At 59.7% G+C, this 14,481-nt stretch carries 14 protein-coding genes; 7 read left to right on the forward strand and 7 right to left on the reverse strand.

Annotated features, from left to right (window positions below; genetic code table 11):
* Positions 1-8: 8 nt before the first annotated feature.
* Positions 9-2,084, reverse strand: a complete 2,076-nt coding sequence (locus tag ACM6I0_RS01865; RefSeq protein WP_414921348.1) for an AsmA family protein — start codon at positions 2,082-2,084, stop codon at positions 9-11.
* Between the two features lie 385 nt (positions 2,085-2,469).
* Between ACM6I0_RS01865 and ACM6I0_RS01870 the strand changes: the two genes are divergently transcribed.
* The 7 genes from ACM6I0_RS01870 to ACM6I0_RS01900 all read left to right on the forward strand — a co-directional run bounded on the left by ACM6I0_RS01870 (position 2,470) and on the right by ACM6I0_RS01900 (position 7,742).
* Positions 2,470-3,024, forward strand: coding sequence for a hypothetical protein (locus tag ACM6I0_RS01870; RefSeq protein ID WP_285431828.1), 555 nt, complete (start codon positions 2,470-2,472; stop codon positions 3,022-3,024).
* Between the two features lie 170 nt (positions 3,025-3,194).
* Positions 3,195-3,827, forward strand: coding sequence for a TetR family transcriptional regulator (locus ACM6I0_RS01875; RefSeq protein WP_010464134.1), 633 nt, complete (start codon positions 3,195-3,197; stop codon positions 3,825-3,827).
* A gap of 202 nt (positions 3,828-4,029) precedes the next feature.
* Complete coding sequence (ureE, locus tag ACM6I0_RS01880; protein ID WP_222589559.1) at positions 4,030-4,530, forward strand: urease accessory protein UreE; 501 nt, start codon at positions 4,030-4,032, stop codon at positions 4,528-4,530.
* Positions 4,527-5,201 (forward strand): urease accessory protein UreF, encoded by a 675-nt coding sequence (locus tag ACM6I0_RS01885; protein WP_414921349.1) that lies wholly within the window; start codon positions 4,527-4,529, stop codon positions 5,199-5,201. Before ureE ends, ACM6I0_RS01885 begins: the two co-directional genes overlap by 4 nt.
* A gap of 23 nt (positions 5,202-5,224) precedes the next feature.
* Positions 5,225-5,839 (forward strand): urease accessory protein UreG, encoded by a 615-nt coding sequence (gene ureG, locus ACM6I0_RS01890; protein ID WP_007947546.1) that lies wholly within the window; start codon positions 5,225-5,227, stop codon positions 5,837-5,839.
* A gap of 29 nt (positions 5,840-5,868) precedes the next feature.
* A complete protein-coding gene (locus tag ACM6I0_RS01895; RefSeq protein ID WP_285431826.1) occupies positions 5,869-6,441 on the forward strand; it encodes a HupE/UreJ family protein in 573 nt (190 codons plus the stop codon).
* 173 nt (positions 6,442-6,614) lie between these two features.
* A complete protein-coding gene (locus ACM6I0_RS01900) occupies positions 6,615-7,742 on the forward strand; it encodes an AGE family epimerase/isomerase (RefSeq protein WP_414921350.1) in 1,128 nt (375 codons plus the stop codon).
* A gap of 92 nt (positions 7,743-7,834) precedes the next feature.
* On the opposite strand, the gene ACM6I0_RS01905 is transcribed toward ACM6I0_RS01900, so the two are convergent.
* The 6 genes from ACM6I0_RS01905 to ACM6I0_RS01930 form a co-directional block, all read right to left on the reverse strand.
* Positions 7,835-8,602, reverse strand: a complete 768-nt coding sequence (locus ACM6I0_RS01905; RefSeq protein ID WP_222589555.1) for an SDR family oxidoreductase — start codon at positions 8,600-8,602, stop codon at positions 7,835-7,837.
* Between the two features lie 750 nt (positions 8,603-9,352).
* On the reverse strand, positions 9,353-10,069 hold the full coding sequence (locus ACM6I0_RS01910) for an ABC transporter ATP-binding protein (protein WP_090176200.1): 717 nt from the start codon (positions 10,067-10,069) through the stop codon (positions 9,353-9,355).
* The gene (locus ACM6I0_RS01915; protein WP_222589553.1) at positions 10,066-10,941 is read right to left on the reverse strand and encodes an ABC transporter ATP-binding protein; all 876 of its coding nucleotides are present in this window, start codon (positions 10,939-10,941) and stop codon (positions 10,066-10,068) included. The genes ACM6I0_RS01910 and ACM6I0_RS01915 overlap by 4 nt, the downstream gene beginning before the upstream one ends.
* Positions 10,938-12,221: a high-affinity branched-chain amino acid ABC transporter permease LivM gene (livM, locus tag ACM6I0_RS01920; protein WP_285431823.1), complete on the reverse strand. Its 1,284-nt coding sequence runs from the start codon at positions 12,219-12,221 to the stop codon at positions 10,938-10,940. Before livM ends, ACM6I0_RS01915 begins: the two co-directional genes overlap by 4 nt.
* 3 nt (positions 12,222-12,224) lie before the next feature.
* Positions 12,225-13,139, reverse strand: a complete 915-nt coding sequence (locus tag ACM6I0_RS01925; RefSeq protein ID WP_027921961.1) for an ABC transporter permease subunit — start codon at positions 13,137-13,139, stop codon at positions 12,225-12,227.
* A gap of 166 nt (positions 13,140-13,305) precedes the next feature.
* Positions 13,306-14,439 carry an ABC transporter substrate-binding protein gene (locus ACM6I0_RS01930; protein ID WP_285431821.1) on the reverse strand — a complete coding sequence of 378 codons (1,134 nt, stop codon included), beginning with the start codon at positions 14,437-14,439 and terminating at the stop codon, positions 13,306-13,308.
* Positions 14,440-14,481: the final 42 nt, after the last annotated feature.

Genomic DNA, 14,481 nt, shown 5'->3' on the forward strand with positions numbered 1-14,481 from the left:
CCGAATAGTTACTTGGTCGGCTTAACGGTCACAGGCGCCTTGCCCGCCTTCATCTGCTCCAGCAACGGCGCGCACTGGTTCGGCTCGCCGCCACTGGGCGCCACCAACGCCAACAACCCGGCCGCCGGTGCCGCAATCACGCCCAGCGCCACCATCCCCGCCCCGCGCAACATCAGCGGCACCGCCTTCACACCGGCATCGGGCTTGATGAACTTGCCCCGCACATACAGCGGCGAGCGCAGTGAAATCAATCGCCAGCCCTTGGATTCCGGGGTAATGATCAGGTCCAGTTGCTCTGTGGCCATGTTCGCCGTGCCGTCGATATAGATGATCGCGTTCTCGGTATCGAACACAAACAACCGCGTGGTCGCCAACCCGCTCTTGATGTCGAAGTCGGACGCCGCGCAATTGATCTTCACTTCCTTGTCGCCAAAGATCTTGCCCACCACGTAGTTGCCGACGTTGAGCCCCGCCAGTTCCATCAGCTCACGGCTGATGGCGCCATCGTTGATCAGCATCTTCAGGTTGCCGTTGGCGCTGCCCAGCAGCTTGGCCACCGAATTGCCACGACCGGTGATGTCGGCATCGCCATTGAGTTCACCGAAGCTGGTTTTCATCGGCTCGAAGGTGGGGAACAGCTGCTTGAGCTTGAACTTGCGCGCGGTGAGTTTGGCCCGGCCTTCCAAGGGATCGGTGCGGCCATTAAGGCGAATCTGCGCGTCAAGGGTGCCTCCCGCCACGCCGAAACGCAGGGGTTCGAGGCTGAGGACACCGTCGGTGAGCACCAAGTGGGTGTAGAGATCGTTGAACGGCAGCTTTTCGCTGTGGACGATGCGCTTGCCGGTGAATTCGACGTCGGCGTCCATGTCGCGCCAACGCTCGGTCTTGAACTCTTCGACTGGCAACACCTTGTCCGCCGGCTGCTTGCTTTCGCCACCCCGGGCTTTTTGCTTGGCGTTGGAATCGGCGCCGATCAGCGGCGCAAGGTCGGCGAACAGCAGTTGATTGGACAGCAACGAGCCACTGAGCTTGGGTCGCGGCTGGCTGGCGACATAGGCCAGGCTGCCATGAATGTCGCTGCCACCGATCTTGCCGTTGAACTCTTCATAACGGAACACCGCGCCACCCGCGTCATGCAGCTTGGCAATCAAATGCCCGTCGGTCTCGTACGGCGGCGTAGCCGGCAGGGTTACGCCGATCAGCGGGTAGAGCGTGCCCAGGCTGGCACCGGCCAGTTTGAGGCGCAGGTCCAGGGCACCGAGGTTCAGGGGGTCGGTCAGCGTGCCGGCCAGTTCGATGCTGGTGTCGGCAATTTTTACCTGGGCCTGAAGGGGGAACGGCCTGGCGGTGTCTTGCAGCGCCAGCAATCCGCCGATCTTGCCTTCGCCCGCGAGTTTCTGGTCGTGGTACTGGCCTTTGACCTTGAGGGCAAACGCGTAGTCCTGCGGCGCAGCACCCTTTTCCAGCGCGGCTTTCGCGGCTTTGTCGCCGACGATATCGCTGAACGGAATGGGTTTGCCCAGCGGATCAATGATCAGGTCGAGCTGAGTCTTGAGATTTTGGTCGTCGAGGGTGACGTGACCTTTGTCGAAACCGATGGCACCGATGTCCACCATCCAGTTTGAAGGTGCGGCGTTCGGGTCTTTGGGGTCGAACTTGAACGTCCAGTTGGCACGTCCGTCGGCTAGACGCTGCAGGTCCGCGTTGGGTTCGGTCAGGTCAATGCGCGGGATCACCACCCGCTGCGCCAGCAGTGCCAGGGGCGAAATGCGCAGTTCGACGCGTTTGAGCGTGACCATCTGCGGTTTCTTCGACCAGTCGGGGTTACCCAGGCTCAGGTCTTCGGCCACCACATGCGGCCAAGGCACCCAAGACCGCCAACCACTCTCGTCGAGCTCACGCCGCCAGACCACCGCCAGGTTGCCGTTGATGGCGAACGGACGATGCAGCTCTTCGGAGACTTTGGCATTAAGGGGCGGTTTGATGCGGTTCCAATCGAAGAACACGATGATCAGAACCAGTACCGCCAGCAACACAACCAGGCTGGCGAAGGTCCAGGCAACTATTTTACGAGTGCGCGTCATTGCACAGGGCTCCTGATACGACTGAGCGCCCTGACTGCGACGCATAGGTGAAACGTTAGGCCAGAACCGGCCTGCCATGGAATCTACGACTGAAAAACGGCCCGCAGGTTTAACAGAAAAGACGATTAATCCTCAAATAATCGGCCAGGGAGAGACTGCGCCCGAATCCAGCGTTACCGCCCCGCACTTTCGTGCGGCACGGGTGAGTCGAAAATACCCACCTCAGTGCAAAAACGGTCGTCGGAAACGCCCGTTCTAGAGCGCCCCAGTGGAACAATCAATTCCGTTGATTATTACCATTGCGTTTATGAACTTTTATATCGACTTATCGAGAGTAGCATTGCACTCGTACCCACTTTATCGCCCTCCCAAGGAGCAACCCATCATGAAACGCCAATTACTGCTTAGCCTTTCCCTTTCACTGCTAGCCAGCACCGCTTTTGCCCTACCAGCGGCTGACCAAGCTACTCCACAAGCCAAAACCAGCTACTCAGTATTCAGCCAAACCGTCGCTGCCGATGGTTCCGAGCGCACTCCACAAGGTCAGACCCTGGCTGAAGGCGGTAACGATCGCCTGAAAGAAAAAGGCCTGATCACTCAAGACGGTTCTGATCGCACTCCACAAGGCCAAACCCTGGCTGCTGACGGTTCCGATCGCACGCCACAAGGTCAAACCCTGGCTGCTGACGGCTCCGATCGCACGCCACAAGGTCAAACCCTGGCTGCTGACGGTTCCGATCGCACTCCACAAGGCCAAACCCTGGCTGCCGACGGTTCCGATCGCACTCCACAAGGCCAAACCCTGGCTGCTGACGGTTCCGATCGCACTCCACAAGGCCAAACCCTGGCTGCCGACGGTTCCGATCGCACCCCACAAGGCCAAACTCTCGCCGAAGGTGGTGGTGACCGTGTAATCGAACGCAACAGCGCTTTGAGCTAAGCCCATGGCGGCCCTGAAAAAAAGCCCAATCACCGGATTGGGCTTTTGACTTTTACAGAAGCAGCGTTTCCCCGCCTGATCCTCTGATAGTTGCCCCCGATAGTCGTTCGACGCCACCGAAGCCGATTTGCTAGAGTGCGTCGCTGTCCTGTCCAGAAAACACCTTTGCGATGCTGCCCCGCGCCGAACAGAAACAACAAACCCGCAACGCCTTGATGGACGCTGCCCGTCACCTGATGGAATGTGGCCGCGGATTCGGCAGCCTGAGCCTGCGCGAAGTGGCGAAAACCGCCGGGATCGTGCCCACCGGTTTCTACCGGCATTTCGCCGATATGGACGAACTGGGCCTGGTGCTGGTGAGCGAAGTCGGCCAGACCTTCCGTGAAACCATTCGCCTGGTGCGCCATAACGAATTCGTCATGGGCGGCATCATCGACGCTTCGGTACGAATCTTCCTCGACGTGGTCTCGGCCAATCGATCGCAGTTCCTGTTTCTGGCCCGCGAACAATACGGTGGCTCACTACCGGTGCGTCAGGCCATTGGACGTTTGCGCGAAGACATCAGCTCCGACCTGGCCGCAGACCTGTCCTTGATGCCAAAACTGCAGCACCTGGACATCGCCGGCCTCAGTGTCATGGCGGATCTGATTGTTAAAAGTGTGTTTGCAACCCTGCCGGACATCATCGATCCGCCGGCCGAGGCGTTGCCGGAACACCTGACGCCACAGGCGAAAATCACTCAGCAGTTGCGCTTCATCTTCATCGGCCTCAAACATTGGCAAGGCCTCGGCAGCACCGAGTAGACCTTTGGGAACAGGCTCGCCCCCACAAAAACCCCACAAGGCATCAATTTGGTGCCGCCAAAAAATCCTCGCACCGTTCTGGCTCACAATTCTGCAACATCCTGAAACACCCGCTACGCTCCGACAGGTATTTCCTACGTATCGCCCGATTGGCAAGCCCCTTGCTCTAGCCTGAGCATTGTCCATTGCTGGAAGCCTTCCGATGCTGGTGATTCATCGCAGAATCGACCCTCAACCCGTCTGGGCCGCCGAGTTGCACCTGAACTTCGAAGCCCGGAGCAAAAGCCGTTTGCGCTGTTTCAGTGCCGAAGGCGAAGACGTCGGGTTGTTTTTGGAGCGCGGTCAGCCACCGCTGTATGACGGTGAATGCCTGCAAGCCGAAGACGGGCGCGTCGTGCGCGTCTGCGCCCGCCCCGAACAACTGCTGCACGTCACTTGCGCCAATGCCTTCGAATTGACTCGCGCGGCCTATCACCTGGGCAATCGCCATGTGGCCTTGCAAGTAGGCGATGGCTGGTTGCGACTGCTCGACGATTACGTGCTCAAAGCCATGCTCGAACAACTCGAGGCCAAGGTCGAGAACATCGAAGCCCCGTTCCAGCCGGAACACGGCGCCTATGGCGGCGGCCATCACCATTCCCGCCATGGCGACGAAGACTTCAACTACCCGCCGAAACTGCACCAGTTCGGCGTACGTTCATGAACCCAGCCTGGGCGCTGCTGCGTCTGGCCAGCCCGCAGCTGCCGATTGGCGGCTACAGCTATTCCCAAGGCCTGGAAATGGCGGTGGATAACGGTCGGGTGAACGATGCGGCCAGCGCACGTCGCTGGATCAGCGATCAACTGCTGCTCAACCTCGCCCGCTTCGAAGCGCCGCTGCTGCTTGCCCATTGCACCGCCGCCGCGGAAGAAAACTGGGGCGAGTTGCTGCAACGCTGCGAAGAACATCGCGCCAGCCGGGAAACCCGTGAACTGCATCAGGAAAGTCGGCAAATGGGCTATTCCCTGCAGCAGTTGCTCAACGGGTTGCCAGAACTTGATGGCCCGGCCCGCGCCTTTCTCGAACAACGTCCCGAGCCTCACCTGGCCCTCGGCTGGGCGCTGGCCGCTCGCGCTTGGAACATCAGTCCGCAAGACGCCTTGGCGGCGTGGCTCTGGAGCTGGCTGGAAAACCAACTGGCGGTGTTGATGAAAACCCTGCCGCTGGGCCAGCAAGCCGCGCAACGCCTGACCAGTGAATTGCTGCCATTGCTGCAACAAGCCCAACAAGACGCTACCCGAATCAATCCCGAACACTACGGCGGCGCCGCTTTCGGCCTGTCCCTGGCATGCATGGCCCATGAGCGCCAGTACAGCCGTCTGTTCCGGTCCTAGGGCCTTTCAATTTGGAGAACCACATGAACACACAACCCCTGCGTGTCGGCATCGGCGGCCCGGTCGGCTCCGGTAAAACAGCCCTGACTCTGGCGCTGTGCCTGGCCCTGCGCGAGCGCTACAACCTCGCCGTCGTCACCAACGACATCTATACCCGCGAAGACGCCGATTTTCTGGTGCGCAACGAAGCCCTGGCGCCAGAACGCATCATCGGCGTGGAAACCGGTGGCTGCCCGCACACCGCAATCCGCGAGGACGCCTCGATCAACCTTGAGGCCGTGGATCAACTGAACCGTCGCTTCCCGGGGCTGGACCTGATTCTGGTCGAGTCCGGTGGCGACAACCTCTCGGCCACCTTCAGCCCTGAACTGTCCGACCTGACCATCTACGTGATCGACGTCTCGGCCGGCGACAAGTTGCCGCGCAAGGGCGGCCCCGGCATCTGCAAATCCGATTTGCTGGTCATCAACAAAGTCGACCTCGCGCCGTTGGTGGGCGCCTCGCTTGAGATGATGGACAGCGACACCAAGCGCATGCGCAACGGCAAGCCGTTTGTTTTCAGCAACCAGAAGACCGGCCTCGGCCTGGAAGAAATCATTGCGTTCATCGAACGCCAGGGTTTGCTGACCGCAGCCTGATCGCAACTTATCAACAAGGAAGCTTATTCATGACACTCAAACGTATTCTGGGCGCCCTCGCCCTGCTGCTGACCCCAGCCATCGCCTTCGCCCACCCAGGCCATGGTGATAACGGTTTGATCGCGGGCATCAGCCATCCGATCGGCGGCCTCGATCACTTGCTGGCAATGGTTGCCGTCGGTCTGTGGGCGGCGCAGCAAAAAGGCGCGGCGCGCTGGGCGCTGCCCTGCACATTCGTCGGCACTATGCTGATGGGCGGCTTGCTCGGGTTTGAAGGGCTCAACCTGCCGGCGCTGGAAAGCGCGATTGCGGCGTCGGTGCTGGCGCTGGGCCTGGCGGTCGCGTTGGCGGTGCGTCCGCCATTGAGTGTGGCGGTGGCGGCGACAGCATTGTTTGCGCTGTTCCACGGTGTGGCCCATGGCCTGGAACTGCCGGAGATGTCGAGCCCTTGGGCCTATGCCGCAGGGTTTGTGGCTGCGACGGCGGCATTGCATGCCGCGGGTTACGCAGTGGTGCGTGTGTTGCCGCAAGCGGCGGCTCCGCTGGTTCGATTGGCGGGCGCGGCTTCGGCGGCGACCGGGGTCTGGTTGCTGGCGGGCTGATTCTCTAGCGCCTGAACAAGCCCCATCGCGGGCAAGCCCGCTCCCACAATTGTCCTGCGTACAGCGGTCCAATGTGGGAGCGCGCTTGCCCGCGATGGCGGCCTGACAGACACCGCATCCCTCAGGCCTGCTAACATGTCGCGCAATTAACCCTGCCGTGACGACGCCAGCCAATGCCGCCTGTTTCCCGCTCCGCCTCCGCGCCTGAATTGACCGCTCTGTTTGCTTCTGTGCAACAGCATTTCCAGGAAGTGATCGTGCCGCTCTGGCAAGGCCCTGGCTGGAATGCGGACATGGCGCTGCCCTATGAAGCGCTGGATGCCGGGCATCAACCGCTGCCTCCCCAACGCTATCGGGCCATGGCCTGCGCGCGACAGCTGTACCTTTTTTCCAGCCTGATCGGCGAGGTGCCGGCCGCCGAAGCGCACGCCGCAGCGCTGTTCCGCTCCTTGCAACAGCATTTCCATGACGCCGAACACGGTGGCTGGTTCTACAGCATCGATCCCCAAGGTGCGCCGCTGGATCTGCGCAAAGACCTCTATACCCACGCTTTCATCCTGTTCGCCTGCGCCCACTACTGGGCCAAGGTGCGCGAGCCACTGGTGGAGTCGGTGCTCAACGCGGCACTGGAAGTCATCGGCCAGCGCTTCGCGACAGGCGACGGCCTGTACGAAGCCACCCTCGACCGTGACTGGTCGTCGCTTGCGTCCGGCCCTCTGCAAAATCCACTGATGCACTTGGCTGAAGCCTTCCTCGCGACCCTGTCGGTGCGTGAGGACATCGCCGCGCAGCGGGCGCTCGTCGAGTTATGCACAGCCATGCACAAGCGCTTCATCGACCCGCAACAGTGTGTGTTGATGGAGAAACCGCTGGGCGCTGTGGATAACTGGTTTGAACCGGGGCATCAGTTCGAATGGTATTTCCTGCTGGAGTCTTCGCCGTTGCTGCGCGGCTCCAGACTGCACACCTCGCTGGACCGTGCGTTTGCGCTCACCGAACAACAGGGCGTTGATCCACAGACGGGTGCGGTTGTGGCCATGCTTGATCTGGACGGCTACGCGAAGGATGCGACCCAACGCATCTGGGCCCAGGCTGAATACCTGCGCGCGCTGACCTTGCGCCCGAACAGCGAAGCCTCGGTGCTGCGCCAGTTAAAGGCGTTGCAGCAGCGCTTTTTGCATTCGGCCGGCTGGCATGAGTGTCGGGATGAGAATGGCGATGTGAGTCGCAAGGACATGCCATCGACCACGCCTTATCACTTGGCGACCTGCTATCAAGGGCTGGTTGACTATCTCGGTTGACTGACCGATCGCCATCGCGAGCAAGCTCGCTCCCACAGGGATTGCGCTGAACCTGTGGGAGCGGGCTTGCCCGCGAAGGCCGTTACGCGGTCTTAAGACTTGGCATTACGCTCAATCGAAAAACCAGCCCACGTCTGGCTTACCGGCATCAATTCCAGGCTATTGATGTTGATGTGCGCCGGTGCATTGAGCACCCAGAAAATGGTCTCGGCGATGTCCTGCGGCTGGATCGGCTCGGCACCGGCGTAGGTCGCGTTGTAACGCTCCTGGTCACCGGCAAAACGCACCAGCGAGAACTCGCTTTCGCACAGGCCCGGCTCAATATTGCTGACCCGCACGCCAGTGCCCTGCAAGTCGCAGCGCAGGTTCAAAGAGAACTGTTTTACGAACGCCTTGCTCGCGCCATACACGTGGCTGCCCGGGTACGGGTAGTTACCGGCGATGGAACCAAGGTTGACGATACCAGCGCCGCGACCGTGGGCGATCAGGCGCGGCAACAGCAGACGAGTGCTGTACATCAGGCCTTTGATGTTGGTGTCGACCATGGTGTCCCAATCGTCGAGGTCGCACTTGGGCGCCGGATCAACACCCAGCGCCAGGCCGGCGTTGTTGATCAGCCCGCGCAGCTTGGCAAAGGATGGCGGCAGGTTGGCAATCGCCTCCTCCATCGCCTTGCGATCACGCACGTCGAGCACCAGGCCATGCACTTCGGTCTGCTTCGACAATTCGGCGCACAGTGCATTGAGGCGTTCTTCGCGACGACCTGTCAGCACGAGTTTCCAACCCGCCTCGGCAAAACGACGGGCACAGGCTTCACCAAAACCGGAGGTCGCGCCGGTAATAAACAGGGTGTTGGACATCGTGTTCTCCTTGCATCGGCTGATCGGCAGCCATTGGAATAGAAAATCAGCTGGCAGCATGCCCGGCCCGGCTTCTACGGGCAACCTTCGTATTGTTGTATGAAAAACAACCAATCATGGCTACGCCTTGTCCGCCGTGGCTTGCAGCCATGTACGCGCACGTTATCCACAGGCCGGTCCACAGTTTCCGGGGGCAAGTCGAAAAGCTGGAAGCCGCTATCCACAAGGCTTTGCGGGCTATTTGGAAATTTTTTTGCTTGACCCTGAACGCTCTGCTGTGTAGCCCCAAGGCAATTTGCACGATTGGCGGTAAAAGCGACGATGGCGCCAAGCCAGTAACTACGGCCCTCAGCCGAGTCTTTCCAGAGTTTAACCACAGACTTATCCACAGGCCTCTCGCGCTGTTTCCGAGCCATTTACGCGGCCAATAAAAAGGTTGACAAAGCCGAGTCAGACTCCAGTAAAAACGCCTGATCAAAAAACAACCACATCGCTGCAAGCCACGGATTCAAAGGCTTCCAGACAGCTACTCCCACGTTATTCACAGCCAGCTCCACAGCAAACGGGGACAAGTCAAAACCCTGACAAAACAACTATTTGCAGCGGCTTTATGTCGCGCTTTGAGAGCTTGTGAATATTGTTTTCCACAATTTCCGGAAAGCTCACTCCCACAGGTATTCGTGTTGTTTGCCAGAGATAAAAAAAGCCCCGGCGATTGCTCGTCGGGGCTGTGGATATTTCAGCGCAGAATCAATGGCCGCCGAGATAAGCGTTACGTACCTCCTCGTTCACCAGCAGCTCCTTGCCGGTGCCCGTGATGCGGATCTCGCCGTTGACCATCACGTACGCGCGGTCCGACAGCTTGAGCGCGTGGTTGGCGTTCTGCTCGACCAAGAAGATGGTCATGCCGGTTTTGGCCAGCTCCCGCAATGTCGCGAAGATCTGTTTCACCACAATCGGCGCCAGCCCCAAGCTCGGCTCGTCGAGCAACAGCAGTTTCGGCCGGCTCATCAACGCACGAGCGATGGCGAGCATTTGCTGCTCGCCGCCAGACATGGTCATTGCACGTTGGTTGCGCCGCTCTTCGAGTCGCGGAAACAACTTGAACATGCGTTGCATGTCTTCCTTGGCGTACTTGTCGCCAATCGGGATGGTGCCCATCAGCAGGTTTTCCTCGACCGTCATGTCGGGGAAAACACGTCGGCCTTCAGGCGATTGTGCAATGCCGTTGGACGCGATGTAGTGGGACGACTTGTGCGTGATATCCACACCCTGATAGATGATCTGCCCGTCAGCCGCCCGGGGCTGGCCGAAGATCGACATCAGCAGGGTCGATTTACCGGCACCGTTGGAGCCGATCAGGCTGACGGTTTCACCTTCATTGATGTGCAGCGAGACATTCTTCAGGGCCTGGATCGGCCCGTAGAACACGTCCAGGTCCTTGAGTTCGAGGATCGGTTGACTCATAACACCACTTCCTCTTCATCCGCGCCCAGGTAGGCCGCAATCACTTTCGGATCATTACGGATCGCATCAGGCCCGCCCTCGGCGATGACGATGCCGTGGTCCAGCACCACGATGTGGTCGGAAATGCTCATTACCATGCCCATGTCGTGTTCGATCAGCACCACGGTCAGATCGTGCTCGTCGCGCAGCAGACGGATCATCGCGCTCAGCGCTTCGGTTTCCTGAGGGTTGAGACCGGCAGCCGGTTCGTCGAGGCAGATGATCTGCGGCCGGGTGCACATGGCCCGGGCGATTTCCAGACGGCGTTGTTGCCCGTAGGACAGTTCACCGGCCAGACGGTTGGCGCAATCCACCAGGTCGACCACTTCCAGCCAGTAGAAGGCATGGTCCAGCGCATCGCTTTCGGCCTTGCGATAGGCCTTGGTGTTGAGGATGCCGGACAGCATGTTGCGGTTGACCCACATGTGTTGGGCCACCAGCAGGTTTTCCAGCACCGACATTTCCTTGAACAGGCGAATGTTCTGGAAAGTCCGCGCCAGACCGGCGCGGTTGACCAGGTGGGTGCCGCCGAACATTTTGTAGAACAGGCGGGTGGCGAAAGATTTCGGCGAAACGAAATCGATCGGCTTGAACGACTCGCCCAGCAACTGGATGACGTTGGTCCGTTCACCACGCACATTAAGTTCGATCTTGCCGCCGGAGGCCTTGTAGAACCCCGTCAGGCAGTTGAACACCGTGGTTTTGCCGGCACCGTTGGGGCCGATCAGGGCAAAGATCGAGTTGCGGTGGACTTTCAGGCTGACATCACTCAACGCCTTGATGCCGCCGAAGTGCATCATCAGCTTCTCGACCGAGAGTACGACTTCGCTCATGGCGCTACTCCTTTACGCGGGGTCACACCGGTACGGCTGATCCGAATCAGGCCGCGCGGTCGCCAGATCATCATCAACACCATCAGCACGCCGAACAGCAACACGCGATATTCCGCGAAGCCACGCAGCAGTTCCGGGGCAACGGTCAGCACGAATGCCGCAATCACCACGCCAATGGTCGAACCCATGCCGCCAAGTACCACGATGGCGAGGATCAGGGCGGATTCGAAGAAGGTGAACGAGGTCGGGTTGACGAAGCCTTGATAGGTGGCGAAGAACACACCGGCCAAACCGGCGGTCGATGCCCCGATGGTGAACGCCGAGAGCTTGACCAGTACGTGGTTCAGGCCCATCGAGCGGCAAGCGATTTCGTCTTCACGCAAAGCTTCCCAGGCGCGACCGACCGGCATGCGGGTCAAGCGATGCTTGATGTACAGCACAGCCAGCACGACCAGGAACAACACCGCATAGATGAAGTAGTACTTCACATCAGGGTTGTAGGCGATGCCGAAGAACTCATGAAATGGTATGCCACCATCCTTCGCTCGTTTGCCGAACTCAAGGCCGAAGAACGTCGGCAGCGGTGCCGGCATGCCGTTCGGACCGCCCGTCAGGGAGAGCCAGTTGTTGAGGATCAGCCGGATGATTTCACCGAAGCCCAGGGTCACGATCGCCAGGTAGTCACCGTGCAGTCGCAGCACCGGGAAGCCAAGGATGCAGCCAGCCAGCCCCGCCGTGATGGCCGCCAGTGGCAGCACCGTCCAGAAGCCCAGGCCGAGGTATTGGTAACCGAGCGCCAGTCCATAGGCACCGATGGCATAGAACGCCACGTAACCGAGGTCGAGCAGGCCGGCCAGGCCGACCACGATGTTCAGGCCCAGGCCCAACAGCACATAGATCAGCCCGAGGATGACCACGCCCAGCAAGTAAGAGTTGGAGAAAAACGGGAACACCACGGCGATCAAAATCACCAGCGGCACGACCCAGCGCAAACGGGATTTGTAATCAGGTGGCAGTACATGAACCCCGGAGCCGGTGGTTTCAAAGCCTTCAAGGATTCTCAGGCCCTTGGGCGTTTGCAGGAACAGGCTCAGGGCAAAGCGGCCCGCCATGACTATGGCGACAATCCACGCCACTCGCTTCGGTTCCAGGTTGAAGCCGTAGCCGTCGAGGACCACGCCGACAATCGGACCGAACACAATGAGCGCTACAAGGCCGGCAAGAATCGCGTCAACCAGGCTTCTTTTGATATCAATGGTTTTTTTAGTGGTTGAAGACATCGCTTACACCTTCGACACAAGAGGACGGCCGAGCAGGCCTTGAGGCCGAAAGACCAGAACGAGAACGAGCAGCGAGAAGCTGAACACGTCTTTGTAGTCCGAGTTCACCAGGCCCGAGAACAGCGACTCGGAAATCCCGAGGATGATCCCGCCGAGCATCGCGCCAGGCAGCGAGCCGATCCCGCCGAGTACCGCCGCGGTGAACGCCTTGATCCCGATGACGAAGCCTGCGTAGAAGTCGAACGTGCCGTAGTTCATGGTGATCAGTACGCCGGCCAGGGCCGCCATCGCTGCACCGATGATGAACACGTAGGAAATCACGCGATCGGTGTTGATCCCCAGGATCGAGGCCATCTTGCGGTCTTGTTGGGTCGCGCGGCACATGCGGCCGAGCTTGGTGTACTTGATGACATAGGTCAGCAGGCCCATACCGACGAACGCAGCGACCAGGATGAAGATCTTGGTGTAGGTGAGCTGGACGAAGCCGGTCCCGACTTCAACTCGCCATGCACCGGTCAACAGTGTTGGCACGCCTTGTTGGCGGGCGCCCTGGGCGATCTGTGCATAGTTTTGCAGAATCAGGGAAATACCGATGGCGCTGATCAGCGGTGCCAGTCGTGTGGAGTTACGCAGCGGTTTGTAGGCGACACGCTCGATGACCCAGCCATACACCGCCGTGACGACGATGGTGAAGACCAGTGTGCCGAGCATCAGCAGAGGGAAGGATTCAATACCGAAGTATGCCAGCAGAGCCAGACTGATCGCCGCGAGGTACGCAGAGATCATGTAAACCTCGCCATGGGCGAAGTTGATCATGCCGATGATGCCATAGACCATTGTGTAGCCGATGGCGATCAGGCCATAGACCGACCCGAGGGTCAGGCCGTTGACCAGTTGCTGCAGGAAAATACCATCCATAACGCAATCTCACGCATTTGAGAGACTGCACAGAAGCGGGTTGCTACGGACCGGGGTTCAGCCGCCGACGCAACACGGTTGTGTGCAGCTCTACGAGAAAAGACAGGTACTGCACGGACATGTTCTTTGATTGCCCGGCGCACAAGGCGCCGGGCATCAGCTCATATCACTTCTGTTTTTCCAGCTGGTGGTATTTGCCGTCCTTGTCCCACTGGTAAACCACGTAGTCGGAGACTTTCAGGTCGCCCTTGCTGTCCCAGGTCTTCTCGCCCATGACGGTTTTGACCGGGTGTGCTTTCAGCCATTTGGCAGCGTCTTCACCCTTGTTGGATTTAGCACCATTGAAAGCTGCGGCCAGGGTCTGGACAGAAGCGTAGGCATACAGGGTGTAGCCTTCAGGCTCGGTGCCTTTTTTGCGGAAGTCGTCCACCACCGTCTTGCTGTCTGGCAGCAGGCGCGGGTCGGCGCCGAAGGTCATCAGCACGCCGTCGACGTATTGCGGGCCGCCAGCGGTGGTCACCAGTTCGTCGGTCACGATGCCGTCATCGGACATGAATTTCACGTCTTTGAGGCCTTCGGTACGCAGTTGTTTAACCAGTGGACCGGCTTCTGGGTGCAAGCCGCCGAAGTAGACCACGTCGGCACCGGCCGCACGGATCTTGGTGACCACGGCGCTGAAGTCTTTCTCGCCACGGGTCAGGCCTTCATACAGCACCGGCGTTACGCCGCGCTTGATCAACTGAGCCTTGGTGGCGTCTGCCAGGCCTTGGCCGTAGGTGTCCTTGTCGTGCAGTACGGCGACTTTCTTGCCCTTGAGCACGTCGACGATGTAGTCGCCAGCGACGATGCCTTGCTGGTCGTCACGCCCGCACATACGGAACATGGCGCTCAGGCCGCGTTCGGTCACTTGTGGGTTGGTAGAACCTGGGGTGATTGCGATGATGCCCGCTTCGTCGTAGATCTCGGAGGCCGGGATGGTCGACGAGGAGCAGAAGTGACCGACTACGCCGGCGACTTTCTGGTTGGTCAGGTCCTTGGCGACCGTCACAGCCTGTTTCGGTTCGCAGGCGTCATCGCCCTTCACCAGTACGATTTTTTCCCCGTTGACGCCGCCCGCCGCGTTCACTGCGTCGGCTGCAGCCTGTGCACCCTTCATGTACTGCTCGCCAAATGCCGCGTTGGCACCTGTCATCGGACCCGCCACACCGATTTTCACATCAGCCTGTGCAAACGCAGAAACACCCAAAGCAGTTGCCACTGCGAGGGCCAGAAAGCCTTTCTTGTAAAACGTCTGGGACATGAGGTGGTGCTCCAAGGTTTTTTTTAGTTGGCACTGCGACTT

It is taken from the genome of Pseudomonas sp. IT-P294 (assembly GCF_949767865.1).
Taxonomy (GTDB): domain Bacteria; phylum Pseudomonadota; class Gammaproteobacteria; order Pseudomonadales; family Pseudomonadaceae; genus Aquipseudomonas.

Coding starts and splice junctions, on each gene's coding strand:
- ACM6I0_RS01865 (WP_414921348.1), bottom strand. CDS start 2,084: ATGACGCGCACTCGTAAAATAGTTGCCTGGACCTTCGCCAGCCTGGTT.
- ACM6I0_RS01870 (WP_285431828.1), top strand. CDS start 2,470: ATGAAACGCCAATTACTGCTTAGCCTTTCCCTTTCACTGCTAGCCAGC.
- ACM6I0_RS01875 (WP_010464134.1), top strand. CDS start 3,195: ATGCTGCCCCGCGCCGAACAGAAACAACAAACCCGCAACGCCTTGATG.
- ureE (WP_222589559.1), top strand. CDS start 4,030: ATGCTGGTGATTCATCGCAGAATCGACCCTCAACCCGTCTGGGCCGCC.
- ACM6I0_RS01885 (WP_414921349.1), top strand. CDS start 4,527: ATGAACCCAGCCTGGGCGCTGCTGCGTCTGGCCAGCCCGCAGCTGCCG.
- ureG (WP_007947546.1), top strand. CDS start 5,225: ATGAACACACAACCCCTGCGTGTCGGCATCGGCGGCCCGGTCGGCTCC.
- ACM6I0_RS01895 (WP_285431826.1), top strand. CDS start 5,869: ATGACACTCAAACGTATTCTGGGCGCCCTCGCCCTGCTGCTGACCCCA.
- ACM6I0_RS01900 (WP_414921350.1), top strand. CDS start 6,615: ATGCCGCCTGTTTCCCGCTCCGCCTCCGCGCCTGAATTGACCGCTCTG.
- ACM6I0_RS01905 (WP_222589555.1), bottom strand. CDS start 8,602: ATGTCCAACACCCTGTTTATTACCGGCGCGACCTCCGGTTTTGGTGAA.
- ACM6I0_RS01910 (WP_090176200.1), bottom strand. CDS start 10,069: ATGAGTCAACCGATCCTCGAACTCAAGGACCTGGACGTGTTCTACGGG.
- ACM6I0_RS01915 (WP_222589553.1), bottom strand. CDS start 10,941: ATGAGCGAAGTCGTACTCTCGGTCGAGAAGCTGATGATGCACTTCGGC.
- livM (WP_285431823.1), bottom strand. CDS start 12,221: ATGTCTTCAACCACTAAAAAAACCATTGATATCAAAAGAAGCCTGGTT.
- ACM6I0_RS01925 (WP_027921961.1), bottom strand. CDS start 13,139: ATGGATGGTATTTTCCTGCAGCAACTGGTCAACGGCCTGACCCTCGGG.
- ACM6I0_RS01930 (WP_285431821.1), bottom strand. CDS start 14,439: ATGTCCCAGACGTTTTACAAGAAAGGCTTTCTGGCCCTCGCAGTGGCA.